The organism is Nostoc sp. (assembly GCF_036917975.1).
In the GTDB taxonomy this organism is placed as follows: domain Bacteria; phylum Cyanobacteriota; class Cyanobacteriia; order Cyanobacteriales; family Nostocaceae; genus Nostoc.
Map to the genome: position 1 here is coordinate 29,445 of NZ_JBALEJ010000059.1, position 26,568 is coordinate 56,012.

A 26,568-nucleotide genomic window follows, 5' to 3' on the forward strand; every position below is an offset into this window, starting at 1 on the left:
AGGTGTAGATAAAGAGTTTAAATTTATCTAGAAGCTGTACCACCAACAGTCATCATCCTCAACAAAGGCCAATTTAAATCTTTCTCAGATATTTCAGTTACATCTAGAGGCCAATCAATGTTAAAGAATGGGTCGTCATATCGTAAACCTCTTTCATATCCAGGGGTGTAAAATTCACCTACTTGATATACAACTTCCGTCTCATCTGTAAGTGCTTGGTAGCCATGAGCAAACATTTCTGGAACATACAAAGCGCGGCGGTTTTCTGGAGTTAGCTCTACACCAATGTGTGATAAAAAGCTAGGAGATTCAGGACGCATATCAATAATTACGTCATAGATAGCGCCTTTAGTACAACGAATCAATTTCGTTTCTGCTGCTGGCAGAATTTGATAGTGCATTCCCCGGATAGTGCCTTTTTTGTAGTTAAAAGACAGGTTACATTGAGCGACTGTTGGCTTTAATCCGTGTGCTTCAAATTCTTGAGCGCAGAAAGACCGAGCAAAAAAACCACGGTGGTCTGGTTTTTCTTCTAAGTCAATAATGAATGCGTCTTTGAGTGCGGTTTCGGTGAAAATCATGATAATTCCTTTGAGATGAATGTTGAGTCTTAGAACGTCCGCAGATTAAAGGATTTCCAAGAAATAATAAATTATCCAATTTTGTGGGGTGGGCGTCTCGCCCGCCCAGTAACCAAGAAGATGCCCACCCCACAGTAAATATTTAGTCCCTAAACAGACATTACATCTGATGCAGAACGTAACTCTGCTCTGGGATAAGTATCATCCCAGTATTGGGTACAAAGGTCTGGTCTTTCGGGAGGATTAGCAGTGTAACAAAAGAATAGCGCTGACCGGTCTTCTGTGCGGACTGTACCGTGATGCAAAGCATTCTTCGTATCTACAATAATCACAGTACCGGCTGGACCTGGGCAGGATTTCCAAGCTGATTTGGGGATGACTGGTTTTACTTCTTCATCATCGATGCCCATATAGCCTGACTTCCAAAGTTTGTAGAAAAGCTGAATATAATTCCAACTAAAGAAGGGAGTTAAAGAGCGAGGAATGTATTCAAAAGGCCCAGTTTTTTCTTCTACATCATTCAAGTAAATAAAGATTTTGATAATCCGACGGTCTTCGGCATCGCTATGCCAAAGCAGTGTCCCAAACTGATGTTTATTATTGAAATCTTTGCGTAAATGTACACCGTGGAAAGCAATGGGAAGACCAATATAATTTTCGATGATATTGAGAAGTCTTTTCTCCATTCCCCAGGCATAAAATTCTGGTAAGCCTGTAACTGTGGAAATTTGTGGCCATTTTTCGTCTAGATGGTCATTGTTGGCATTTTCCATCTGAGACAATTGATGGTAAGAAGCTTTGAGCAGTTCTGAGCTAGAGTTTAACTCTAAATCTGCCAGGGTTGTGATGTAAACGCCATCTTTTTTGAGAGCATTAAGGATTTTGCGATCGCGCCCTTCCAATGCTGGCAGATTTTTGCTATGCTTCCAACGTGCTAGATAATATTCTAAGTCAGAAGATAGTGTAGATATTTTGCGTTTAATTACACTAAACATGGTGTCAATTCCTTGTAGTTTTGATGTAAATTTATCAGTAGCTTATGGCTTATAGCTCTGTACTTCTTGAGTAGATATTTCACCTGATTCCGCTAAAGTAAATTCTTTAGAAACCATCACGTCAAAAGCACACAAACCAACTAAAGCCAAAAATGGAACTACTGTCTTGATTGCTGACATAGGCCATCTTCTTAAAGCACCCAAGAAAACTTTCAAGTTGACTTCTTTGCCGTTTTGCAACAGCATCCGCCGACAAAACTGCTTAGAATATCCACTCTGCTCCAATTTCAAAATCACTTCGGGTATGTGTTTGTATTGCATTAACAGTGCAGATTTTGGTTCTTTCTGCCAATAACTCACACCAACAACACATTCTAAATAAGTCTCTTTCGTGACAATTACACGACCATTGGCAGCACAATACCCGGCTAAATATGCTAAAGATATCCAGTTATTCTCAGCATCTTGCCAATTTTGGAGAGCGCGTTTTACTAAATCAGTGCGGTAGATTGTAGCAGTCAGAAAAATTACTGCACCGACACTTTTTGAGAAACAATGCTCAAATATAGCTTTACCATCACCATCACCTTCTTCACTATCTATATCAAACCAGCGATTACCAACAATTGTGGGTGGATGAACTGCTTCACCAGTAATTTGGTTGCGACCGGAAAAGTTGAGAAACAATAAGGATAAATCTTCATATTGCTTGAGCTTGCTAATTACATAAGTAATGGCTCTATCTTGAATCGGGTCATCATCACCAATTGTCCAAACATATTTTGTTATTGTAGAATTTAGGCAATACATGATATTTTTGACAACGCCTAAATTCTGAGGATTTTTATTTGATTTAAATGTGATATTGCTAAGTGTTGCTTGCCATTTTTTAATCACCTCTTGAGTATTGTCTGTGGAACAATTATCAGAAACTAAAATTTCACAATCATCTTCAAAACCTTTGATAGTTTGAGCTAGCCAAGCTAACTGTTTATCAAGTAATTCAGCACGGTTATAAGTGGGTATAGCAATGGTCAGTAATTTAGACATGGTAATAAATAGTAGTTAATAAAATTGATATATGAGTGGTTATCGCCAAGAACTATTGTTAACAATAACTTGGCAATTAACACACTAAGTTACAGGCTATTCTCTAGCTGTTTGGGTGGAAAAAGAATTGCCCAAGCTGATATAGTTAAAAAACGTAGGTAAGGAATAAATATCTTGATTGTCAAGAAAGGCCAGCGTTTTAAAGCACCTAATAAGATTTTCAAGTCATTTTTTTGTTGGAAATTCTGCCAAATCATTTTCTGACAAAACTTATGAGGATATCCTACCTTTAGTAGTTTTATATAAACTTCAGGTATGAATGCATATCGCATTCTAAAGTTCCATGTTGGATCGAGATCCAAAAGACTAGCACCCATAGTACATTCTAAATAAGTGTCTTTAGTGATAATGACACTTCCATGAGCAGCGCAAAATGCAGTCCAATATGCTTGAGATGCCCAATTACTAGTAGCAGATGGCCATTTTTGTAAAGCGCGTTGTACTAAATCTGTGCGATAAATTGCTGCTGAGATAAAAAGTACACCACCAAAGTTTTCGTTTAGATAACTTTGAAATACAGTTTTACCATCAACTCTTAGTTCATCGTTATCGCTATTCAACCAGCGTTCTACAACAAGTTGACCCGTTCGTTTTTGACGACCAGAGAAATTTAAAAACATTAGTGCTAAATCTGCATGTTTTTTTAGTGTTATTAACACATACTCTAGGGTTCTTTCCTGAATTGGATCGTCATCACCAATCGTCCAGATATACTCACTAGTTGGAGCTTTTAAACAACAAGCAATATTACCCATTACGCCAATATTTTCACTATTTCTACTTGATGTAAATTTTACATTATTGAAAATTATCTGCCACTTTTTAATTACTTCTTGGGTATTATCTGTAGAGCAATTATCAGAGATAAAGATTTCACAGTCAGACTCAAAGCCTTTAATTGATTTGGCTAACCAAGTAAGTTGTTTATCTAAAAGCTGGGCGCGATTGAATGTTGGAATGGCAATGGTCAGCAATTTATTCATATTAAGCTCAACTCTGTAATTAAGAAGAACCAGGATTAACAGCAGTTTAGATAATTAAAAAGCTGCTTTACAATTATTTATTTGCGATTTGACGACATAAATTTTATAAGAGATGCGCCTTTTAATTACTCAAAAAAGTTAAATTATTAGTAATAAGAGGCGTTTTTGCTTCTCTTTAGTAATTACGACGCTATTAAAAGCCTATCCGGAATAGGACGGGGATAAATTTTTACTTCAGGAATTGGTACTACAAACTGTCCGCCCCATTCACCAATGAATGCCATTTGTTCCATAATTTCTTCCTTGAGATTCCAAGGTAAAATTAGGACATAATCTGGTTTTGTTTCACGGATTTTATCTGGTTCAAAGATAGGAATATGAGTACCAGGTAAAAATAGTCCCTGTTTATAAGGATTGGAATCTACTGTGTAATCAATAAAATCTTTTCCAATTCCACAGTAATTCAGCAATGTATTGCCTTTTGCCGGTGCGCCATAACCAGCGATTGATTTACCTTCTGCTTTCGCCTTTAAGAGGAAATTTAATAGCTTGTGCTTTGTTTTTTTGATTTTTTCTCCAAATGTAATGTAAGTCTCTATGCGATGCAATCCAGCAGCAATTTCCTTAGCTTTCAAATGGCTAACTCGTTCACTAATGCTGAGATGATCGGCGTAGTCATGTTTGACATAAATTCTGAGTGAACCGCCATGAGTTGATAATTCTTCTACGTCAAAAAGTTGCAAATTGTGTGCTGCAAAAATTTTCTCGATCGTCAGGAATGAGAAGTAAGAAAAATGCTCATGATAAATCGTATCAAACTGATTTTTTTGAATGAGTCGTAAGATGTGAGGAAACTCCATCGTCAAAATGCCATTAGGTTTGAGGATAAGTTTCATCCCAGCGATGAAATCGTTTAGATCCGGTACATGAGCTAAAACATTATTACCGATCAAAAGGTCAGCTAGTTTTCCTTGTATCACGAGTTCTTTGGCTGTTTCGACTCCAAAAAACTTGTTAATACTAGGAATGCCTCTTTCTTCAGCAACCTTGGCAATATTTGCTGCTGGTTCTATGCCTAAAACAGGGATTCCCTTCTCTAAAAAATATTGCAGTAAGTAGCCGTCGTTACTAGCAATTTCAATAACTTGATTATGATGATTAAAGTTGAACTTCTCTACCATCATATCGGTGTAGGCTTTAGCATGTTTTAGCCAACTGACCGAGTAAGAAGAAAAATAGGCATAGTCACTAAAAATATGATCTGGAGTTTCAAACTGCTCTAATTGAACTAAGAGAGTGTCTTCAGAGACATAAGCATGGAGAGGATAAAATTTTTCGGCATTATTTAGCTGTTCTGCTCTCAGATAAGCATTAGCTAAAGGTGACATTCCTAGATCAATAAAGGTTTGATGCAGAGGTTGACCACTAAAACGACATTTTGCGATCGCCATAATTTTCAAGTCACTGATTGCAAATAATTTGATGGATGAAATAGGTCTGAAAACCTTTTTTATGCTGCTATTAGTGTGTATATTTTACTCTCGTAGTTTCGCAATTCATACCTGATTTTTAAAACAAAAATTACGACTATTTCCTACAATTATTTTTTTGTTTACACACTAATAGCTAACTCTAGTTACTTCTTATTCCAGAAGAAATCTTTGTCAATTTGCTCTGTCCGAATCAGATACTCTAGCTGTTTTAAACGAGTAAATCCTCTAAACAAGAAAGTATCTTCAGCCATGTGTATTTGACTAAATAAATCAAATAGTTGCTGGGCACCAAGTCGGGCATTCCAATCACATTTAAATCCAGGTAGGATTGTGTTGATTTTCTCGAAGGATACGCGATAGCTGCGGTTATCTGCGCTGTTGTCACCAAAGGACAATTTACAATCGGGGAAAATATCAGCAATAATTTCTGCGATTTCTTTAACGCGATAGTTATTTGCTGTATCTCCCACGTTGAAGATTTGGTTATGTACAATGTCGCGTGGTGCTTCTAAGGTGCAGACTATGGCTTTGCAAATATCTAATGCGTGGACTAATGGCCGCCAAGGTGTACCATCACTAATCATTTTGATTTCTTTGCTAGTCCATGCCAAGCCAGCTAAGTTGTTTAAAACAATATCAAAACGCATTCTGGGAGAAGCACCAAAGGCTGTAGCATTCCGCATAAAGGTGGGAGAGAAGTCATCGTCAGCGAGTGGTCTGACATCTTTTTCTACGAGAGTTTTGCATTCTGCGTAGGCTGTTTGGGGATTAACTGAGGATTCTTCTGTGACATCACCGGCGGTAGCAACACCGTAGACACTGCATGAAGACATATATACGAAGCGACGCACACCCATAGCCTTAGCCAGACTAGCTAGACGAACTGAACCGACATGATTAATTTCGTAGGTAATATTTGGTGCCAATTGTCCGGCTGGATCGTTGGAGAGTTCCGCCATGTGAACTATGGCTTCAATACCTTCCAAATCATCAGGGGTGATGTTGCGGATATCTTTATTGAGGGTTTTGGGTGTCACGCCACTAGCGTTGTACAGCCAACCAACTTTATAGAAGCCGGTATCTAGACCAATAACTTCATGTCCTCGTTCAATTAACAAAGGGGGTAATAACGAACCTAGATAGCCTTCTGTTCCAGTTACTAATATTTTCATTGTGGTTAATTCCTTTGTATTGATGAGTTAAATTAGGGACGCACAGATGTTCGCCCTATTGGGTGTTGCATCCAAGAGGGAACCGCTATATTTTTCGTTTGTATGCAATAACTCGACCTCACTTCCATTCCTCTCTCCTAAGAGGAGAGAGGCTTTGAATCTTACTCCCATTCCCTTGTAGGGAAGGGGTTGGGGGTTAGGTCATTGGACTAAAACCAGAAGCGCTATGTATAACAGTTTGCCGACTAACCCATTAGGTAGCAGCACTCTATAGCGGTTCTTAATTGATGCACTACACTTTTTATCTTGTGGGATGGGTATCTTACCAGTCTCTTGTATTTCTAGGTGGATAAAGAAAAGATGCCCACTATACAAGATTCATCCCTTAATTCAGCAGTCCCGGAAATAATAACGATGTTATCTATGCAGTTACCACACTATTTAGATGGGAAAGTTGTGGAATTTCTGCCACAAGCGCTTTGCCAATTTCTAGAGAAGATGTGGCAGCCGGAGAAGGAGCATTGCAAACATGAATGGAGTTTTGACCAGAAACAATCAAAAAGTCGTCTACAAGCTTGCCATCGTTCATTAAGGCTTGAGCGCGAACACCTGCATGGGTGGGAACTAAGTCTTGTGCTTGAACTTCGGGAATTAGTTTTTGCAAACTTCTGGTGAAGGCTGCTTTACTAAAGGAACGAATGATTTCTTGGATGCCTTCATCAGCGTGTTTGGCTGCTAACTTCCAAAAACCGGGATAGGTGATAACTTCCAGAAAATCTCGTAAGTCAAAGTCGGTTTTTTTGTAACCTTCGCGTTTGAGCGATAGAACCGCGTTTGGCCCTGCATGAACGCTACCATCAATCATTCGGGTGAAGTGGACACCCAAGAAGGGGAAATCTGGATTGGGAACTGGGTAAATTAGTGTCTTAACCAGATAGCGTTTTTCTGGGGTGAGTTCGTAGTATTCTCCCCGGAATGGGACAATTTTGGCTTGGGGTTCAACTTGCCCTAGTTTGGCGGTGCGATCGCTATGCAATCCAGTACAATTAATTACAAAGCGGGTTTCAAAGTTACCTTTGTTTGTTTGCAATACCTGATTTTTACCACTTGCAGAGATTTTCAGGACTTTTGTATTGAGGTGTAAATCCCCACCCTGCTGTTGAATTAGCTGGGCATATTTTAAACAAACTTGCTTGTAATTAACAATGCCAGTTGAGGATACCCGAATTCCACCTACACATCTTACGTGAGGTTCAATTTCCTTGACTTCTTCGGGGCTGATTCTCTGGACTTCTATGCCATTGTCTAAGCCGCGTTTGTAGAGATTTTCTAAGCGTGGTAGCTCTTGTTCTTCAGTTGCGACAATCACTTTCCCACAAACTTCATGGTCAATTCCATGCTCTCGGCAAAATTCTACCATTGAGCGAGAACCATCACGACAAAATTTAGCTTTGAAACTTCCTGGTTTGTAGTAAATACCAGAATGAATTACCCCGCTATTATTGCCAGTTTGGTGAAATGCCCATTGACTCTCTTTTTCTAGTACTAAAATCCGGGCATTGGGATAGCGTTTTCCTAAAGCCAACGCTGTCGAGAGTCCAACTATTCCCCCACCGATAATCGCAAAATCATACATTAGTATTATCGCACTTCAAATTACAGTCAATCTATAAAGTTATTTGGGATTGGGTACTGGGTACTGGGTACTGGGTACTGGGTACTGGGTAAGAAAATATGAGTAAGATTTGGTTTGGATGTGAATCTTCATTCAAATCTTCCCAATCCCCAATCCCCAATCCCCAGTCCCTAGTCCCCAGTCCCCAATCCCCAGTCCCCAATCCCCTTACCATACCTTCCAAGGAGCCTGATTGTTTTTCCACAGCCCTTCGAGATAGTTTTTATCGCGTAAAGTATCCATTGGTTGCCAAAACCCTTCATGTCTGAAAGCAGATAGCTGTTCCATATCAGCTAGCTTTTCTAATGGCTCTTGCTCCCACACTGTAGAGTCATCAGCAATTAAGTTGATTACTTCTGGTTCTAACACAAAATAACCGCCATTAATCCAAGCTCCATCACCTTCCGGCTTTTCCCGAAAGCTGGTGATTTTGGTTTGCTCATATCCTAAAGAAATAGCACCAAAACGTCCGGCTGGTTGAACGGCTGTGAGTGTTCCTAAGCTCTTTTGCTGTTTGTGAAAGTTAACTAGCTCTGTGATATTAATATTACTTACACCATCACCATAAGTAAAGCAAAAAGTCTCATTACCAAGATGTTCGCTGATTCGCTTTAAGCGTCCGCCTGTCATGGTATTATCACCTGTATTTACTAAGGTGACGCGCCAGGGTTCTGCATAACCAGAATGCACGTTCATCTGGTTAAAGCGCATGTCAAAGGTAACATCTGACATGTGTAAAAAGTAGTTAGCAAAATACTCTTTAATGACGTAACCTTTGTAACCACAACAAATAATGAAGTCATTAATGCCGTGGGCTGAGTAAGTTTTCATGATGTGCCAGAGAATTGGCTTACCACCAATTTCAACCATCGGCTTAGGTCTGATACTAGTTTCTTCACTGAGGCGTGTACCAAGACCTCCAGCCAAAATCACCGCTTTCATGCAATTACCTCGGAGATTTGTAGGGATATAATTATTTGACCGTGCCAATTTCAGATTTTGGATTTTGGATTTTGGATTTTAGATTAAAAGAGTTTTTTGGTACATACCCGGTTATGAAAGTGGGTGTAATAAATCTACTCTAACGCTCGTGACGTTCAATGACTAATCCCAAACCGCAAACCTAAAATCTAAAATTGGTTAACTTTATCGACATGAAGAGGATGCACTTAGATGGAGGAAAATTGATTTCTGATTTCTTTTTCTCCGTCAATAATCTAACTGTAATTTCCGCCAAAATTATAAAGGAAATATAAATTAAAATCTTTTCTATATAAAAGCTGTATGAATATCTATAAACATGAAAATAAACTACTTAATTAATTGAATAAAAATATTACCAATAAAATAGCTAGGATTAGCACCAGCTAACCCTAGTCAGGCTTGATTTTTTCAATCAAAACCAAAAATATGCAGGTAACAAAAACTACTTGTTTCTAGTTAGTTTTTTCCGCATTATTTGCTCCTTGGAATAAAGGATCGCATTTATTTTCTACGACTACACATAAGTTACTGAGTGATTGCTGATAATTATCCATGTCATTTTGCTCAAGAAAGATTTTGGCAGATGCCTGTATGTCTTCGACAGCTTTCGTCTGGTTTTTGCTAGATTCACTACCGCCATATTGTGCCAGTTCGTAGCGAACCATACCTCGTTTGAGATATGCTTTTGCTAGTTTGGGGCTGAGGATTAATGCTTGGTTAAAGTCAGCGATCGCTTGATGATATTCTTGCTCATAATTGCTACTATATTGAGCAATTTGATAATAGACAGCACCACGCTGAAAGTAAGCTTCGGCTTTGGATATATTAAGTTTGATGGCGTAAGTAAAATCTGCGATCGCTCTTTTGTAAACTTGTTGAGATTCACCGCTATATTTAGCCATTTGGGCGCGGACAATTCCCCGTCTGATATAAGCTTCAATTTCATTCTTATCCAGACCAATAGCCTGATTATAGTCAGCGATCGCTAGTTTATACTCTTGATCGGGATCGTTGCTATATTCGGCAAGCATATAGCGGGCATTACCCCGATTCACCAAAGCTTTGATTTGATTGGGATTGATTTGGAGAGCTTGGCTATAATCTGCAACTGCTCCTTCATAGTCTTTCAGGTTATAGCGAGCATTACCACGATTTACAATTGCTCTGGCCTGTGTAGGTTCTTGTTCAATCGCTTCGGTAAAGCTGACAATTGCTTTGTCATAGTCTCGCTCTTTGTAAGCAATATAACCTTGCTGATAGGAATCAGCGAAGCTAAGTTTGTTATTTGGCTTGAGAGAATTGATTGTTTGTTGGGTGTAGGCATTTTGGGATACCAACGGCTGAGTAAATTTAATCATTAAGTCCGCATATCCCAATAGACCAAAACCCAGCAAGCAGAAAACAACCGGATACAATTTTGATTTCTTGGAAGGTTTATAAGATGAACCGCTAGGGGTAATTATTGGTTGCCAGTAATTTAGCTGCGGTGACAGACCACGTTGCGGAAAATGCGGTGTCTGATTGTAGTGTTTTCTCGGTTTAATTCGCGGTTGTAAATGTTCTTTAGCTTCTATAGCCCGATGTGATGGAAAGGGGTCGCGTCCACCTAATCGCACGGTACGTTCACACCACGGACAGCTACGCATGTGGTTGTTGTAGCGATGCTGGGGATTTGTCGTGCAGGTAATCAGGGAATCTTCGGCTTCCGCGATTGCTGAAAGCCAAGTTTGGGCACTGGGGCGCAGTTGTGGGTTGTTGTGACCCTCTTCAAAACAACGGATAAATAATTCTTGTAAGCCGGGATGGAGAATTTCCCAAGGGGGTGCAATTGGTGTCGGTAAGTAGGGTACGTAACGCTTTTCGCTGTAAGTGAAATGACCCGATGCAATACGTGCTTCGTATGGTGGTGGCTCAATCGCGCCTTGAAATATCCCCGAAAATGGGTGAGTGCCTTCCATTAAGAGTTGAAAGACTAGCACCGATAACCCAAATAAATCGTGAGAGATTTCGCGATCGTGTTGGGCAAAAGTTTTATTCTGTAGTTCTGGTGGAGTAAACTCTGGTTTACCCACCGGACAGCGATAAACAATATTGTTGTTTGGGTCTGGTACTTGGAAAGAGTCTGTGTCTATCAAAGTCACCAGTGCGGTGTCACTAACGAGAATATTGGACTCGTTGACATCACCAATACAATATCCACTAGCGTGCAAAGCTGCAAAAGCCGCCGCTAGGTTACGCGCCGTGCGGAGCAGGTACTGATAGTTGAATAGGGGGCAGTGTTGGCGACGGGTTCTGGGGTTGTAAAAGTCGATGATGGGACGCATCCCTTGAATGCGTGGCATCAAAAACCCCAGGATGCTATTTTTGCCATCTGCCGCCCGTAATAAATCTTCTGGCCAAGCGATAGATATATGCCCCAAACTAGCCGTTGGGTTTTCTGGCGGGTTGGCTAGCATCGCCTGGAGTTTATCAGCATGGGCAGTGGTTGGCTTGTGGTAAATCTTCGCCACCAAGTTGTTATCGGATGGCACTGTGTAAACACAAGCTTCACCGCCACGCCCCAAACTGACATTGAGGCTGAGGATTTCTTTTCTAGGGGAACAACGTAGTACCTGCATAATGAAATTACCGCTAACGGGAGTTATTTAAGATGAGAAACCTGTAAATTTATTGCTTATAAGTCGTTGAATGCGGCTATAATGAGTGTCAAATCATCGTCAGTGCGTTGGGTAATCCGCTCTGAGCGTAAAAATTTTACCAATTGCTCCTTAGCTAATGTCTTATCTTCGGTATTGGCGACAAATTCAAACAGGGGAAAAAAGAATGGCTTGTGAGGTTCGCCAACAACCATATTCAAAGCCAACATTTGTAGTCCGTCGGTAATGATGCCAACATTTACTATGTCTGTGCGCCATAATCTCATCTGCGCTCTGTCTATGGCGTTGGGCGAAGTTAAAAAAGTAGTTTCGTTGATATATTCACCGCTATCAGGCATAGTCAGTGCCAATAGATTGCCCAGACGATCTTTTGCCACTGCCAAACCATCACCTATCTGGGCTACAGCGACAACTTCTGGTGTGGCAACCGTAATAATTAAGGTAGTTGCTAAATCTTGAGGCTGTTTGTCTGAATTAGCTGCCTCAGCTTCTACAGCTTTTTTAGCAGCTAATATGGCATCATTTAAAAGCGATCGCACGTAGACATCATCACTCAAACTTTTTCGGTTCAGCCCAATGGTTGAAATGTTTTCTATTGCTGTCTCCACAGCAATCATTGCTCCCACTTTTCCCAGGCTAGCAGAACCCGCACCATCTGCTGCCGCCGCCACCAAAACGTTATCTGACAATATCTGCCAATGATGAGCATCCTGACATAATTGATTGTTTTTTAAGTGACTTGTACCACATACAGATGCAGCCACAATCCGCCATTGAGTAATCTGTTTTGATATGTTCATAGATTTTTTTCCAGCAGCTGGCTGTGTAAATACCAAGCTGCAATTTTAATTAAACAGTCCCCCAACCAATCGGCGGTAGTGCTACCTGTTCGTCTACCTGAGAATGAGAAACAGCTGACATACTAGTTGACAGCCAGACAAACATCTCGATAAAGTTCAGCCCTTTGAGCTTCAGGGGAGTACGTACAGCTATTTGATTTAAACGGGTCATATTCGCATTTTCTACGCCTACCGTAAAAAATGCTACGCGCTTATTCGCTTCATCTCCCTGTAGGCGCTGGGATGCCTGCTCTACAATATGTTCTAACTCGCCTTGCGGTTCTCCATCGGTAATCATAAACACCCAAGGACGATAGTAAGCAATGCCATTGGCACGATACTGAGATTTCCGCTCTTGAATGATGTCCAAAGCTTTATGAATTCCCGCACCCATTGTAGTCAAGCCCTGTGCTGTCAAAATCGGCGGATTGAATTGATCGGCAGTCACAAAGTCTTGTACTACATTGATATTACTATCAAAAGTGACGATCGCTACTTCCACTCGTCTTGCAGCTAAGGAATTTTTGACTAATTCATCCTTTAGGCTGAGTAAACCTTGATTTAAAGCCTCAATTGGATCTCCTTGCATCGACCCAGATGTGTCTAATAGAAGTACACAAGGACAACGTGGCTCTGGGTTCTCAGCAAATTCTACTACTTCATCAAGTCTTAATGTATCATGCATAACTTTTTGTGTTATGTTAAAGTTCAAAGCTTTATTTCCCTTTGATCGAGAGTATGTAATTTCAGCCAGTCGCTTCGGCGACTATAGAATATAGTATCTAGTGGTAGATGCTCTAATCTTTATTAAACAAATTATTTTCATGAAGTTCTCTATATATTTAAGAAGAACTTGAGTACATTTTAGTTTAGCAAAAAATAGTTTATCAAAATTTAGCATTACCTGTTGTAATGTATCTACCAAAAATTTATATCCATTAAACCTACAGTACAATAAATACATAAACTTTCCTAGATAACTTTTTAAAGATTTTATGTAGAAGAACTGTTCCTTAAGATAAAAGTAATTAACCATAATTCAGATCGTTAACTCTAGAAGTATACCAGTGTAACTGCGCTAACTTGGAATCAAATTTGCTTGCTTTTCTGAGTAGGCATAAATAAACGTCATTATTTAAGGTCTTCACCCAAGACTCGTCAGTAGTCAGTAAAGGTTAGAAGCAACTAACATAGACTGTTAGTCTAGCCGTGATAATTATTTACTTTTATTCATACCCACTAATTATTTTTTGAGATAAATTAAGTAGGACATGCCAAATGTAACAAATCGGTTATAAAATTTATAGTTTTTAATATATATACATATTTTCAAAGAAATAATTTGTGCGTAGAGAAATATTACAAAGAAGAAAATACTTCATAACTGATATTTTTAATCTACAAATGTTCGATTCTTGATTCCGCAAAAAAACTTGAAAAATATGAATAACTCAGGCGCATTCACCCAACTACGTCCTCTCAGTTTGTTAAGACAGTTATCCAATTGCTCCGACAGTACTTGTTTGCAAGCATTGAGTAACTCAGTTTCTTGGTCAATTTACTTAGAACAGGGCAAAATAACCTACGCCACCCATTCAGTAGAACCTTTTGATAGACTAGAACGCCATTTACGTCGCCTCAGTCACCAAATTCCACTCCTTAGCAGTGAAGTTCGTGTTCAAGTCAGGCTGATGTTTGAACCTGATGTACACAGTCAGTTAATCGAAGATGACAACAGTTCGAGAAACTATCCTCCTGAGTATCAGGCTATATCTTGGCTTGTTAGTCAACAACATCTACATTCTACGCAAGCAGTAGTGCTGGTTCAAGAATTAGTTAAAGAAGTGATTGAATCATTTTTGCTAATCAAAGAAGGTAGTTATGAATTAGCAGAACCGCTTAGTAGAATGACAAAAATTTGCAGGCTAGATGTAGAAAAGATTCTAGATCGTTGCCAACTAAGATTACAGAATTGGCAAGCTTTTGTTCCCCAAATTTCTTCTCCATATCAACGTCCATATCTGTTGATTAGCAGTAAACTTGAGAACCAAGATTTACCAAAACTTCAGCCAGATTTAACTACTTGGATGAAGGGTTTTAGCCTGTGTCATCTAGCTACAATTTTGAATCAAGATGAAATCCAACTGGCTCACAATTTATACCCTTACATCCTTCAGGGTGCGATTATCTTACATGAACCCGATCCACCTTATGATAGATTACCAAAGATTTTTGAGGAGCAATCGCTTTTCTCAAAATTGATTTCAGGGTTAGTTGACACCAAACAAGAACTAAGCACTACTGTCAATTCTTACCCCAATATTCCTGAAGAGAAAATAGTTCCTGTTCAGCGATTACCACAGATTTCTACTCCTTCAAAAGAAAACTTTCAGGAACCAACAATATCAAATAGCATAAATCCTGCTTCCCAAAGAGTAACGGCTGCTACTGTCACAGCAAAAAAAGTCCATAAAATCGTTTCTGTAGATGATAGCCCGACAATTCTTAAAGAAATTAGCTATTTCTTAGAAAACGAAAATTTTTCTGTAGTGACTATCAACGACCCAGTAAAAGCAGTTTTGTCAATTATAAGGCATAAACCAGACTTAATTTTGCTGGATTTAAACATGCTAGGAATCGATGGTTATGAGTTGTGTCGGATTATACGAAATAATTCAATATTTCAGAAAACTCCTATCATCTTTGTCACTGGTAATAAAGGAATTATAGACAAAGTAAAAGCGAAATTAGTCGGGGCATCTGGATATCTGACTAAACCGTTTACCCGCGCCGAATTACTAAAAATAGTTTTCATGCATTTGGCTTAAATTAACGGTAAAATATAACGACTTTAAGCTAAGGAGTACAAATAAATATGGCTACGGTTTTAGTTGTCGAAGATGCTCCTTCTCAGTTGGAGTTAATCAATAGTTTTTTAAGAGACAGCGGACACACGGTAATTAAAGCTTATGATGCTAAAGATGGGATGAGTAAGGCAATAAATCACCAGCCAGATGCAATTATTACTGATGTAGTAATGCCAGAAATTAGCGGTTTTGAATTCTGTCGCCAACTGAAAAAAAATCCAGCAACTCAAAAAGTGCCAATTATTATTTGTAGTTCTAAAAATCAGCCCATTGACCGGATTTGGGGAATGAGGCAAGGTGCAAATGTTTATTTAACTAAGCCTTTTACGAAACAGCAATTACTAAATGCGGTCAAATCTCTTGTAGAGTAGAAAATGGGGAGTGGGAAATAATCTGCACATGGTTACTAATCTAGAAATTGACGAAAATTTAATTAAGGAAGCTCTCAAACTTGGTGGTCATCTAACTAAGGATGCCGTTATTGAAGAGGCATTACGAGAGTATGTGCAATGTCGAAAGCAATTGAAAATTCTGGAACTATTTGGCACGATTGAATACGATGATAATTTTGACTACAAGCAGCAGCGCCGGAGTAGATGAAATTAAGAAGTAAAAAGTAAAAATATTGATAAACTTCTTAGTTTATTTTAACTTTTAACTTGTGCAAGCGCTGCACGTCTCGAAATAAATGTTTTTATTTCATTCCATAAATAAATTTAGTTGCTCTGTGACCATTTTTCTTTTTCTTTAGAGTACTCCACGTTAAAAAATGCCCAATGACGGGTTTTGGATCATTTATTTTGTGGAGTTCTCTTAAACAAAAATTAAGGGTGGGCAATGCCCACCCCAAATTATTATCCAATCACCTCAGCAGTCTTCTTCTTATCCAGCTTGAGAATCAACACACCCAAAGGTGGCAAACACAAATCCAGAGAATAAGGACGACTGTGCAAAGACCAATCATCCGTCCATTTACCACCTAAGTTGCCCATATTGCTGCCGCCATACTGACGCGCATCACTATTGAACAACTCAGTATAAAATCCCTTTTGCGGTACACCAATGCGGTAATGAGAATGGGGTTGTGGTGTAAAATTGCAAACGACGATCGCGAAATCATCAGAATCCTTGTCGCGACGCATGAAGGAAACTACACTATGGCGATTATCGCTACAATCAATCCACTCAAACCCCGGTTCAGCAAAATCCTGGGTGTACAAAACTGGCTCAGAACGGTAGAGATGGTTCAATTCTTGGAAAAACGTTTTTAACTTTTGGTGGGCTTCATGCTGCAATAAATGCCACTCCAAATCTGCCCAAGCATTCCACTCACTCCACTGCCCAAACTCCATGCTCATAAACATGGTTTTCTTGCCTGGGTGAGCAAACATATAGCTAAATAAACAACGCACATTAGCTAACTTCTGCCATGTATCCCCCGGCATTTTGCCGATGATATTGCTCTTGCCATGCACCACTTCATCGTGGGACAAAGCCAGCATGAAGTTCTCGCTGTGGTTGTACCACATACTAAAGGTGATATTGTTTTGGTGGAACTGGCGGAACCAAGGGTCCATGCTGAAATAATCCAGCATATCGTGCATCCAGCCCATATCCCACTTTAAGTTAAAGCCCAGTCCGCCTGTGTAGGTGGGCCAAGATACCATTGGCCAGGAAGTAGATTCTTCTGCAATTGAGAGAATGCCGGGGAAATAGCTAAAGATAATGTGATTTACTTGACGCAGAAAATCTGCTGCTTCTAGGTTTTCTCTGCCACCGTACTTATTGGGCAGCCATTCTCCTGGTTCGCGGCAATAGTCGTTATACAGCATCGAGGCAACAGCATCGACACGAAGCCCGTCAATGTGGTATTTATCAAACCAGAAGAGGGCATTTGCTGCTAAGAAATTACTGACTTCATGGCGACCGTAGTTGAACACCAAAGTACCCCATCCTTTGTGTTCGCCTTTGCGGGGGTCGGCGTGTTCGTATAGGTGGCTACCATCAAAGAAAGCTAAACCATGCCCATCTTTAGGGAAGTGACCAGGAACCCAATCTACAATTACCCCTATATCATTTTGGTGACATTTGTCAACAAAATACATGAAATCTTCGGGGCTGCCGAAACGGGAGGTAGGGGCATAGTAACCAGTTACCTGATAACCCCAAGAACCATCAAAGGGATGCTCTGCAATGGGCAGCAATTCTAGATGGGTGTATCCTAATTCTTTGACATAAGGAATGATTCGGTCAGCAAGTTCTCGGTAAGTAAGGAACCGTGCGCCGGGCTTAATTTCTGAAACGATAACTACAGGTTCAGTTTCACCATTGGGGAGTTTTGCTGGTTCTGCACTCGAAGCGTGTAACCAAGAGCCTAAATGCACTTCGTAGACTGAGACAGGCTGGGTAAGAGGGTCAGTGCGACGCCGCTTTTCCATCCAGCTTTCGTCATTCCAACTGTAAGCATCTAAATTAGTGACAATGGATGCCGTTTTCGGGCGGGGTTCCTGCTGGAAACCATAAGGATCGGATTTTTCGTAAATGTGTCCTTCAAAATTTTTGATTTCATATTTATAATGCTCTCCCACACCGATTTCAGGAATAAACAATTCCCAAACTCCGGTAGGGCCTTTACGCATCTGGTTTTTACGTCCATCCCAGAGATTAAAGTCTCCCAACAATGAGACATTACGAGCGTTGGGTGCCCAAACGGCAAAATAAACGCCTTTAACACCGTCTATTACTGTGGGATGCGCTCCCAGTTTTTCATATATCCGGTGATGGTTGCCTTCACTAAATAAATGTAGGTCAAAGTCTGTCAAGTTGGGTGAACGGAAAGCGTAAGGGTCATAAATGACACGCTCATGCTCCCCTTCTTGAATACGTAACTGGTAGTTTGCCAGTTGTGCGGTTTCAATGGTGCATTCAAAAAAGTGGGGATGATGCACCGTTTGCATTGGGTATTCCTTCCGTTGTTCAGGAAGAACAACCCATGCTGCATTTGCATTTGGTAAGTAGGCCCGCACAGCCCAGACAGTTTTACCGTCTTGTTCTATGGGATGAGAACCTAGTATTTCAAAGGGATCGTTATGCTGATTCCAAACGATGCTGTTAACCTGTTCAGGGGCGATCGTGGTTATGGACATGAAGCTACCTAAGTGAAATAACGTGATTGACTAAATCTACTTTTTTAAACTATCTATATATATTCTTTACATTTATTTGCAATTTTGTCGCCACCGTTATCCTACATCAGAATGGGGCATTGGGGATTGGGGATTGGGGATTGGGGATTGGGGATTGGGGATTGGGGACTGGGGATTGGGGATTGGGGACTGGGGATTGGGGATTGGGGATTGGGGATTGGGGATTGGGGACTGGGGCAGACGATGACTAATGACTAATGACTAATGACTATTGAGTAATTTGTCAAAAATTTAAAAATGGGAAAAACTGAAATAATGTTTTACGTAAGCGAAGCAAGTAAATCTGTTCTCGAATTTTGGGGTCTAGTTTTGGTGGCGGGACTTCTTGCAGCTGGGCTTGCAACTGGATGTATTCGGCAGCTGTGAGGAATTTTCCATCAATAGGCGATCGCGCTTCTATGATAATCTGTATCCGTAATATTTCTTCTGGTGTATCCTCTGGTGGCGGTAATGCGATTACAGATGACCCCCAATAGCTACTCAATACAAGCAAAGTTGCACTAATCACAATTAAGCTCAGTAATTTTATCGCCTTTCTCGCTTTCACTCTCCCCATATTCTAAACTGCGTTCACAACGCAGGATGAAAATCTATTTTTCCCATGCCCCATACCTAAATTTTTGCAATAAAAATCTGGCAATATCAAGTGACATTACCAGGTCTTTCCTGATACAGGATAGACTACAGGGAATGCTCAAGAGCAATTGCCAGTTAGCGATCGCAATAAATTAAATTATTTTGCCCTCTCAAAACTCAGTAGTCTCAGCAATTCAAAATACCAAAAGAAGGAAGTATCTTGCGTACAAAATGGCTGAGATTTACATAACTCAACTCACTTGGATTAGAAACAAAGTTTTATCAGGCGGACACTTGGTTGAGGAAGGAACCCTCTTTACCAGTGTCCTCTACTTCTTGCCCTACTTAGCTGATATTTGAGCCAACATAAAACATGCAGGTTTTTACGCGAACCTAATTAATTTCAGCTATGTAATCAGGAACGTTGTCACTAAGCAGTTCTGGGCGTGATTTAAACTAAAGTTTAAGATGCCTTATTTAGGAGTAGCAGTGGGAGTAGCAGCGGGAGTCGTTGCAGGTGCTACGGGAGTCGTTGCAGGAGTAGAACCAGGAGCAGGTGCATCAGTTGGTTCACCTGTAGCAGCAGGAGTAGCAGTACCAGTACCACCACCACCACCACCACCACCTTCACAGGCTCCGAGAATTGCAGCCAGACTTAACATTAGAGCAAAACCAAAGATTTTTGTTTTCATAACTCCTCTTTCACCAATTGTGGCTAGAACAATTTTTCGCCTGTTGAATACGATACCGTATTTATTGCTTTTTTTTAATTCTGCGAGATTACATACTTAAAAAAAACAATCCTTCGGGGTATTCTTTTTCAGATTACGCATCCTGCTGAGTTTCTCTTCAACTCAGGAGCAAAACGAAAATTACCAAATTCTCTAGCAAACCGAGCTATGATAGCAAAAATTTTTATTTTTTTCATAGAGTATTGCACCTTGCTACTCGACGTTGCCATACTTTAGGTGCGATACCTAAAGGTTAAGCTGTGCAATTTTTAATCGCTGATTACAAACATTGGATATCTAGGGGATGCAAACACTGGTACAGCTATAGGAATCCGATTTGATTACTGAACTTACTTGTATGGGGAGGGAACAGGGAACGGGGAATAGGGAACAGGGAAGAAGGGAATAGACGTGTACTGAGTTTTTTCACGCAATCAAGTACGAATCCTATACCTATCAGAAAAGTTAAAAGGGTGTAGCCTGTTATGTGTGCTTGTTGTATAGAAGGTGATTTTAACCTCAGCAAAAACAGACAATTAAGACAATCAATCTAAAGTACAATATTTTACATCTAAAAAAATTATGGTAGTTGCTCGTAAATCTACTGTTTCTGCAAAGGCTAATTGGTTCCGGCGAGATTCTATCCTTTCTTTAGGGAGGCGACGCTCTGCACGCTTGAAGTCAGCAGTACGGAGCGTTTCTCCACCAGTATCCTCTCAAAGACAACAGCGCTCCTCGAAAAATTTAGCGGTTTCTCTCACAAATGAGCCAGCTGTAGCTAAATCAGTGAAAGATTTGGGTAGACGACAAGTTCCAAATCTCAATGAGCAGTCGAGTCCGAATCAGAAGAGTAGGGGGCTAGGTTTTCTTGGTCTTCCCACAATGCCTAATTCTGGAGCGACACCTTTGTGGTTGCTGCGCTTGTACACCTTTCATCGTTATTCGTCAGTTTTGGCGTTTTTGTTAGTAACATCAACACTTGCTGTGTATGGCTGGACGGTATATTCACAAGAGCTTTGGGGTCAGTCATATCGCAGACTGCAAAACCTCCAACGTCATGAGCGGCTGCTAACTACAACCACCGCGACACTGAAAAATCAAATGGCTAATGAAGCAGAACAACCAACAGCAGGTTTGGTATCGCCAACTCCTGAAGGGGTGATTTTCTTGCCTCCAGTATCTCAAAGTCCTAAGCAAGCATCGTCTAACACAACGCCAAATTCTGAAACACAACCGCAAACACCCTCGCCACTGGGATACTAATCCCTAAGAGTCATTTGTCATTTGTCATTAGTCATTAGGACTGAGACTTCTGGTTAATCACAAAAGGCAACAGACAAAGGACAAAGGACAAACCCAATGCAGAAGTCACCAAGCAAAACAAAATTCAGAAAATTTCGGAATTCAAAATTTACAGGGCGACACAAGGACAAGGGTGATAAACGAGGGCTTTTGGGAAAATTAGCCTCTAGTATCCAAAACCAAACATCCAGCATTAAGTCCCGACTGTTCATCGTCTGGGGCGTATTAATGGCATCAGGGTTGGGGTTGGCGATTAATTTGTATAACTTACAAATTGTCAAGGGGCCAAAGTTAACTGAGCAGGCACGCAACCAGCAAATGGTGAATGTGCGACCTTTTATGCCCCGTCGCCCAGTGGTAGATCGCAATAGTAATCTGCTGGCGATTGACCGTCCTGTATATACTTTGTACGCTCATCCCAAGCTGTTTGATAAGTCTAATGAGGATATGGCAGAGCGACTTGCCCCAATATTGGCAAAAGATTCTGCTGAATTGGTGAAAACTTTTGAAAGTAAAAGAAGCGGAATTATACTTGCGCCAGCCTTACCAGAAGAAATTATCGATCGCGTCATCTCTTTGCGCTTAAATGGTCTGGAGTGGACTCAAAAATACTCCCGATATTATCCACCAGATGATTTGGTTTCTGACGTGGTAGGCTACGTGAATGTTGACCGTCGTGGTCAAGCAGGTGTGGAATATTCTCAAGAGAAGTTGTTAGAACGTCCTGTGCAAACGGTGCGGCTTAGTCGGTCGGGGAATGGGGTACTGATGCCGGATCATGCACCTGAAGGTTTTTTGCATTTTGATGATTTGCAACTACAACTTACTATTGATAGCCGTCTGCAACGAATTGCTCGGACTGCGCTCAAACAACAGATGCAGAAGTTTGATGCTAAACGTGGGGCGGTAATTGTCATGGATGCCTTGGATGGTTCCTTACTCGCCCTGGTTTCTCAGCCTACTTATAATCCTAATGAATACGGTAAAGCTGATATCTCGTTATTTAAAAACTGGACGGTGGCGGATCTTTATGAACCGGGATCGACTTTTAAGCCTTTGAATGTAGCGATCGCTCTCGAAAATGGTGTCATCAAACCAGATGATATGTTTAATGACTCCGGTTCTATTCGAGTCGCTAATTACACTATCAAAAATGCCATGAATAATGCTAATGGGCGAATTAGCATCGCTCAGATTTTGCAATATTCCAGCAACATTGGGATGGTGCAAATTATCCAACGCTTAAAGCCTTCAATTTACTACAACTGGCTAGAACGCTTGGGGCTAGGACAAAAAGTTGATACAGATTTACCTTTTGAAGTCGGCGGACGGCTCAAAAGTCAAGAAGAATTTATCGCTTCGCCAATTGAACCAGCTACTACTTCCTTTGGGCAAGGCTTTTCCATGACACCGTTACAGCTAGTGCAAATGCACGGTGCTTTAGCTAATGGCGGTAAGTTGGTTACACCCCATGTAGTTCGCGGGCTGATTGATAGCAAAGGGCAGATGCATGATTCACCAAATCACACCACCCCCCGCCAAATTTTCTCAGCCGCAACAGCCCAAAAGGTTCTAGAAATGATGGAAACTGTGGTTACTCAAGGTAGTGGGAAGGCTGCACAAATTCCGGGATATCGCATTGCTGGTAAAACTGGTACAGCTCAAAAAGCTAGTGCGAATGGCGGATATATCAAGGGTGCGAGAATGACCAGCTTCGTAGCTATTTTACCTGTAGAGTCTCCTCGCTATGTAGTATTTGCACTGGTGGATGAACCAAAAGGAGAAAGTGCTTATGGTTCTACTGTCGCCGCCCCAATTGTGAAGTCAGTAATCGAAGCCCTGATTCCTCTTGAGGAGATTCCACCTAGTAAGGTGATTGAGCAGCAGAAAGTGCCGTAGTTGGGAGTTGGCAGTTAGGAGTTTCACTGGTTCCTAGCCTCCAGGCTGGGAAACCATTCTGGGAGGCTCCGCCTCCAGTACTTTGACGAGAGGCAGAGCCTCTTTGAATACATTCCCAGCCTGGAGGCTGGGAACGAGGTGAGACAAGGCTTTCAGCTTTTATTAGTGCCATTCGACTCATACCCAATGCCCAATTCCCAATTCCCAATAGCCCTTTCGTCTGAAACTTAATTTTTCTTTATAACCAGGGAAAGAGGTACAGAAAGCTACTGGTGTGGAAACCTAGATATTAGAGGTGAAAGTAATTTCTCACTTTTTCTAAAGCTACCGAAGATTCCATGCAAAGCAATTTAGTTATATTTCCTAACGCTGGGGCTGCGAAAAATAGCACGCAAACTGAAGAAAGAACAAGTACCAAATACGATCGCGCTGAGAAGCAATTTATAGAATTGCTAGCATTGGAGGATTTGGATAATAAACTGGATGCAAAACCTGCAAGAGCCAGTGAGTTTGAACAATCGCTCTCTAGAGCAATTAGCGCCGCTTATGGAAACGATCGCACTGATGAACAGGCTCACCGTTTTCTCCAACGAATACTTTATCGAATTAATCGGCTAAAGCTGTTTTGGTACGACGATTTGCAAAACTATACCAATGAGCGATCGCTGTATTTATCCTCTTGTCGTGACCAAATCGAAACTGCTTGGCAACAGTGGGAATTAGCACAACTCGATGTGGCTGCACTGCAACAATTGGATGTAAAACACGCTTTAATTGAGCGTGCCTCTGCCGATTTAAATCCCCCTTTGTCGGAGAGTAGCCACTACATTCGTGAGGAAATGACTGAAGCTGGCTATCGTCACTTACTAGCGATCGGCTCCTTTGATGGCTTGGTTGAAGGTAGTCGTCTTTGCTACGTATTGGGTGGTGCTGCTAATGAAGTGCAGTGTACGCTGGTGCGAGTACTAATAGAAGAATACGGTAATGGTCGTTTATCGCGCAAGCATTCGACATTTTTTGCTCAAATGCTGGCTGAATTTGGCATGAACACTGAACCAGAAGGATACTTTGATTTAGTTCCTTGGGAAGTATTAGCTTGTGCTAATCATAACTTTCTGACTACCGATCGCAAACGCTATTTCTTGCGTTACAGTGGCGCGTTGACATATTTTGAGGTGGCTGGCCCTGCGGCTTATAAAAACTATCTAGCGGCGGCGCAGCGATTGGAACTGTCAGAGGCGGCGATGGGTTATTGGGAACTGCACATCAGGGAAGATGAACGCCACGGCCGTTGGATGTTAGATGATGTAGCTTTGTCTTTGGCAGAACGGTATCCCAATGATGCATGGGAACTTTTGCTCGGCTATGACCAGGAGAAACTCATGGGCGATCGCGCCGCTGACGCTGTTGTGCGATCTATACGCGAAGCAGAATAAGTCCCTTGACTCGTTTGAACAATCCAAAAAACTATAAATAGCAGGTTATTTTTAGCCTTTTAATTTGACATTTATAAGTCATTTTATTGCCTACTCACCTGCAAATACATTTCTTTAGCAAAGGGTTGCTAAAGGAATAGTTTTTATTGCCTTTATACAAGGTAATGAATAACCTTGTATGACGCTGATTATACCTTATACCTTGAAGTGCAGTCAAATGAAAGATATCTTTTTTTGTCCAGAAGAATCTAATTTCTACTCCAATTGCTTAGAAAGCTTTGTGATCAGAAATTGTCAAAATTCTGAATCTATTGTGGAGTTTGGTTCAGGAGATGGTAGTCCTGTAATTAATTCCTTATTGAGGAACAACTTTGATGGAGTCATCCAGGGATTTGAATTAAATACTTCTGCATGGAAAGTCGCAAATTCAACCATCGATGAATACAATCTCGCTAATAAATATATCATCCATAATTCATCTTTGTTTAATGCTTCTCAACCAGATGCCAAGTATCTTGTAGCCAATCCTCCCTATCTCCCCGCACCAGATAATGATATTTATATGCCACTCTTATTTGGGGGTGTAGATGGAGCCACAATTACTAATGAGCTTTTATCGTTAGGTTATGAAAATGTGTTGCTTTTAATATCTAGCTTTTCTAATCCCATAAATACGTTGAACATAGCAAAAGAAAATGGTTATTATGTTCAAAATTTCATGGTGTTACCTTTGCAGTTTGGCTACTATAGCTCTGATCCCAAGGTAAAGAAGCACATCGAAAAACTCCAAAAAAATCAGATGGCATTTTATTCTGGCAATTATTATTTTTTAGCTGGAGTTTTATTTAAGAAATACCAGGAGTCTGCAATTGATTTATCTAATCAATTAGCTCAGGTGATGACTAGTTTGTGAAAATTGAGAGTCTCAGATTCCTAACTTGTTGAATGAATCAGTTGGGAATCTTGTTGCTCATTACTACAACTTTGATTTCATGGTGAACCAAGTTGAAATTGAAGTTTCTCCTTCACTGCGAAAGCCGTATCTGGGTAATCACTAAATACGCCATCAACACCTAAATTGAAAAATAGTTCATATTCACCTTGGGGATTTCCTTGAAAGTCCAGTGGTAAAAAGTAGTCTTCATTGCGGAAAGTCCAGACATGAACCAGCAAACCAGCCGCATGAGCATCTGTGACTAAAGATGTAGGCGATGTCTGGCGACAAGCCTTACCATTGCTGTCTCTCGGAACCAGTAAATTTTTATGAATTCCAATCGCTTTTGCATATTTAGCAATTTCTGCCAAACCTGATGCTGTGACTAAATCTGCATAAGTACTTTCACAACCACTAACGACAAAATCATAAGGTTTACCACTGTCATTCAGCAATTGCACCAGAGGTAAATCTGTCTTTGTAGATAAATCTTGTAAATTACTCACTTCAAAAGACTGAATAAAAACAGGTGCGTTAGCTCCCTGATAACCGTTGGCTGTTAAAGTTGCGAGTAGTGGTGCTTCTAGAGCTAATCCAATAGATTGAAAGTAAGTTGGGTGCTTAATTTCTGGGTAAATGCCAATCTCCCGATTAATTTCGCGACTTTTAACCTTGACTAAATCGATGATTTCTTGCAGCGTCGGAATTTCTAAGAGTCCATCATAGGCGGTATTTTGAAAGCGCAGTTGGGGGATTCGCTCTTTAGCTCGTAGTGTTTTCAGTTCTCTTAGGGTAAAGTCTTCAGTAAACCAGCCAGTTTTGGTTTCGCCATCAATTATTTTGGTAGTTTGCAAGTGAGCAAATTCTGGATGGCTTGCAACATCGGTAGTTTCAGAAATCTCATTTTCGTGACGAGCAATTAAAACGCCGTCTTTGGTGGAAACTAAATCAGGTTCAATATAATCAGCGCCCAGGGCTATTGCTAACTCATAAGCAGCTAAAGTATGTTCGGGACGGTAGCCGCTAGCGCCTCGGTGTGCAATGATAATTGGAGATATATCTTGCAAAATTCTACTCATTACAAACTGGTATATAAAACAATACGGTTCAGTTAAGCATTTTTTTCTT

At 40.6% G+C, this 26,568-nt stretch carries 24 protein-coding genes; 8 read left to right on the plus strand and 16 right to left on the minus strand.

The window, feature by feature from the left end; genetic code table 11:
* Nucleotides 1-23: 23 nt before the first annotated feature.
* From rfbC to V7K76_RS24005, 11 genes are all read right to left on the minus strand, one after another.
* On the minus strand, nucleotides 24-581 hold the full coding sequence (gene rfbC / locus V7K76_RS23955; protein WP_179065991.1) for a dTDP-4-dehydrorhamnose 3,5-epimerase: 558 nt from the start codon (nucleotides 579-581) through the stop codon (nucleotides 24-26).
* Between the two features lie 149 nt (nucleotides 582-730).
* Nucleotides 731-1,576, minus strand: a complete 846-nt coding sequence (locus tag V7K76_RS23960) for a phytanoyl-CoA dioxygenase (RefSeq protein ID WP_334778135.1) — start codon at nucleotides 1,574-1,576, stop codon at nucleotides 731-733.
* A 42-nt stretch (nucleotides 1,577-1,618) separates the two neighbouring features.
* Nucleotides 1,619-2,626: a glycosyltransferase family 2 protein gene (locus V7K76_RS23965; RefSeq protein WP_334778134.1), complete on the minus strand. Its 1,008-nt coding sequence runs from the start codon at nucleotides 2,624-2,626 to the stop codon at nucleotides 1,619-1,621.
* 89 nt (nucleotides 2,627-2,715) lie between these two features.
* Nucleotides 2,716-3,669 (minus strand): glycosyltransferase family 2 protein, encoded by a 954-nt coding sequence (locus V7K76_RS23970; protein ID WP_335030104.1) that lies wholly within the window; start codon nucleotides 3,667-3,669, stop codon nucleotides 2,716-2,718.
* Between the two features lie 182 nt (nucleotides 3,670-3,851).
* Nucleotides 3,852-5,120: a class I SAM-dependent methyltransferase gene (locus V7K76_RS23975; protein ID WP_335030106.1), complete on the minus strand. Its 1,269-nt coding sequence runs from the start codon at nucleotides 5,118-5,120 to the stop codon at nucleotides 3,852-3,854.
* Between the two features lie 185 nt (nucleotides 5,121-5,305).
* Nucleotides 5,306-6,334: an NAD-dependent epimerase/dehydratase family protein gene (locus V7K76_RS23980; protein ID WP_334778130.1), complete on the minus strand. Its 1,029-nt coding sequence runs from the start codon at nucleotides 6,332-6,334 to the stop codon at nucleotides 5,306-5,308.
* A 421-nt stretch (nucleotides 6,335-6,755) separates the two neighbouring features.
* The gene (gene lhgO / locus V7K76_RS23985) at nucleotides 6,756-7,970 is read right to left on the minus strand and encodes an L-2-hydroxyglutarate oxidase (RefSeq protein ID WP_334778129.1); all 1,215 of its coding nucleotides are present in this window, start codon (nucleotides 7,968-7,970) and stop codon (nucleotides 6,756-6,758) included.
* 207 nt (nucleotides 7,971-8,177) lie between these two features.
* On the minus strand, nucleotides 8,178-8,951 hold the full coding sequence (gene rfbF, locus V7K76_RS23990) for a glucose-1-phosphate cytidylyltransferase (RefSeq protein ID WP_334778128.1): 774 nt from the start codon (nucleotides 8,949-8,951) through the stop codon (nucleotides 8,178-8,180).
* Between the two features lie 494 nt (nucleotides 8,952-9,445).
* The gene (locus tag V7K76_RS23995; RefSeq protein WP_334778127.1) at nucleotides 9,446-11,611 is read right to left on the minus strand and encodes a tetratricopeptide repeat protein; all 2,166 of its coding nucleotides are present in this window, start codon (nucleotides 11,609-11,611) and stop codon (nucleotides 9,446-9,448) included.
* Nucleotides 11,612-11,667: 56 nt separating this feature from the next.
* On the minus strand, nucleotides 11,668-12,450 hold the full coding sequence (locus tag V7K76_RS24000) for a PP2C family serine/threonine-protein phosphatase (protein WP_334778126.1): 783 nt from the start codon (nucleotides 12,448-12,450) through the stop codon (nucleotides 11,668-11,670).
* A gap of 49 nt (nucleotides 12,451-12,499) precedes the next feature.
* Nucleotides 12,500-13,174, minus strand: coding sequence for a vWA domain-containing protein (locus V7K76_RS24005; protein ID WP_334778165.1), 675 nt, complete (start codon nucleotides 13,172-13,174; stop codon nucleotides 12,500-12,502).
* A 757-nt stretch (nucleotides 13,175-13,931) separates the two neighbouring features.
* Here V7K76_RS24005 and V7K76_RS24010 point away from each other — a divergent pair.
* Genes V7K76_RS24010 through V7K76_RS24020 form a run of 3 tightly spaced genes read left to right on the plus strand, consistent with a single transcriptional unit; the run spans nucleotide 13,932 to nucleotide 15,956 of the window.
* Entirely contained in the window at nucleotides 13,932-15,317 is a 1,386-nt protein-coding gene (locus V7K76_RS24010) for a response regulator (protein ID WP_334778125.1), read from the plus strand.
* 47 nt (nucleotides 15,318-15,364) lie between these two features.
* Nucleotides 15,365-15,727, plus strand: a complete 363-nt coding sequence (locus V7K76_RS24015; RefSeq protein WP_334778124.1) for a response regulator transcription factor — start codon at nucleotides 15,365-15,367, stop codon at nucleotides 15,725-15,727.
* Between the two features lie 28 nt (nucleotides 15,728-15,755).
* Entirely contained in the window at nucleotides 15,756-15,956 is a 201-nt protein-coding gene (locus V7K76_RS24020; RefSeq protein ID WP_334778123.1) for a type II toxin-antitoxin system VapB family antitoxin, read from the plus strand.
* 254 nt (nucleotides 15,957-16,210) lie between these two features.
* On the opposite strand, the gene glgB is transcribed toward V7K76_RS24020, so the two are convergent.
* Nucleotides 16,211-18,502, minus strand: a complete 2,292-nt coding sequence (glgB, locus tag V7K76_RS24025) for a 1,4-alpha-glucan branching enzyme (protein WP_334778122.1) — start codon at nucleotides 18,500-18,502, stop codon at nucleotides 16,211-16,213.
* Between the two features lie 26 nt (nucleotides 18,503-18,528).
* Between glgB and V7K76_RS24030 the strand changes: the two genes are divergently transcribed.
* Nucleotides 18,529-18,753: a hypothetical protein gene (locus V7K76_RS24030; RefSeq protein WP_334778121.1), complete on the plus strand. Its 225-nt coding sequence runs from the start codon at nucleotides 18,529-18,531 to the stop codon at nucleotides 18,751-18,753.
* Nucleotides 18,754-18,785: 32 nt separating this feature from the next.
* Here V7K76_RS24030 and V7K76_RS24035 read toward each other — a convergent pair whose 3' ends face one another.
* Together V7K76_RS24035 and V7K76_RS24040 are read right to left on the minus strand one after the other, a co-directional pair.
* On the minus strand, nucleotides 18,786-19,118 hold the full coding sequence (locus V7K76_RS24035) for a hypothetical protein (RefSeq protein WP_334951313.1): 333 nt from the start codon (nucleotides 19,116-19,118) through the stop codon (nucleotides 18,786-18,788).
* A gap of 493 nt (nucleotides 19,119-19,611) precedes the next feature.
* On the minus strand, nucleotides 19,612-19,830 hold the full coding sequence (locus tag V7K76_RS24040; protein WP_334951311.1) for a hypothetical protein: 219 nt from the start codon (nucleotides 19,828-19,830) through the stop codon (nucleotides 19,612-19,614).
* A gap of 621 nt (nucleotides 19,831-20,451) precedes the next feature.
* On the opposite strand from V7K76_RS24040, the gene V7K76_RS24045 reads away from it, so the two are divergent.
* Nucleotides 20,452-21,132, plus strand: a complete 681-nt coding sequence (locus V7K76_RS24045) for a hypothetical protein (RefSeq protein WP_334778115.1) — start codon at nucleotides 20,452-20,454, stop codon at nucleotides 21,130-21,132.
* 96 nt (nucleotides 21,133-21,228) lie between these two features.
* Nucleotides 21,229-23,070, plus strand: a complete 1,842-nt coding sequence (locus V7K76_RS24050) for a peptidoglycan D,D-transpeptidase FtsI family protein (protein WP_334778114.1) — start codon at nucleotides 21,229-21,231, stop codon at nucleotides 23,068-23,070.
* On the opposite strand, the gene V7K76_RS24055 is transcribed toward V7K76_RS24050, so the two are convergent.
* Nucleotides 23,036-23,242 (minus strand): hypothetical protein, encoded by a 207-nt coding sequence (locus tag V7K76_RS24055; RefSeq protein WP_334951308.1) that lies wholly within the window; start codon nucleotides 23,240-23,242, stop codon nucleotides 23,036-23,038. The genes V7K76_RS24050 and V7K76_RS24055 overlap by 35 nt on opposite strands.
* Before the next feature lie 166 nt (nucleotides 23,243-23,408).
* On the opposite strand from V7K76_RS24055, the gene V7K76_RS24060 reads away from it, so the two are divergent.
* Together V7K76_RS24060 and V7K76_RS24065 are read left to right on the plus strand one after the other, a co-directional pair.
* Nucleotides 23,409-24,506 carry an iron-containing redox enzyme family protein gene (locus V7K76_RS24060; protein WP_334778112.1) on the plus strand — a complete coding sequence of 366 codons (1,098 nt, stop codon included), beginning with the start codon at nucleotides 23,409-23,411 and terminating at the stop codon, nucleotides 24,504-24,506.
* Between the two features lie 217 nt (nucleotides 24,507-24,723).
* On the plus strand, nucleotides 24,724-25,419 hold the full coding sequence (locus tag V7K76_RS24065) for an SAM-dependent methyltransferase (RefSeq protein ID WP_334778111.1): 696 nt from the start codon (nucleotides 24,724-24,726) through the stop codon (nucleotides 25,417-25,419).
* A gap of 77 nt (nucleotides 25,420-25,496) precedes the next feature.
* On the opposite strand, the gene V7K76_RS24070 is transcribed toward V7K76_RS24065, so the two are convergent.
* Nucleotides 25,497-26,519, minus strand: a complete 1,023-nt coding sequence (locus V7K76_RS24070) for a glycerophosphodiester phosphodiesterase (RefSeq protein ID WP_334778110.1) — start codon at nucleotides 26,517-26,519, stop codon at nucleotides 25,497-25,499.
* Nucleotides 26,520-26,568: the final 49 nt, after the last annotated feature.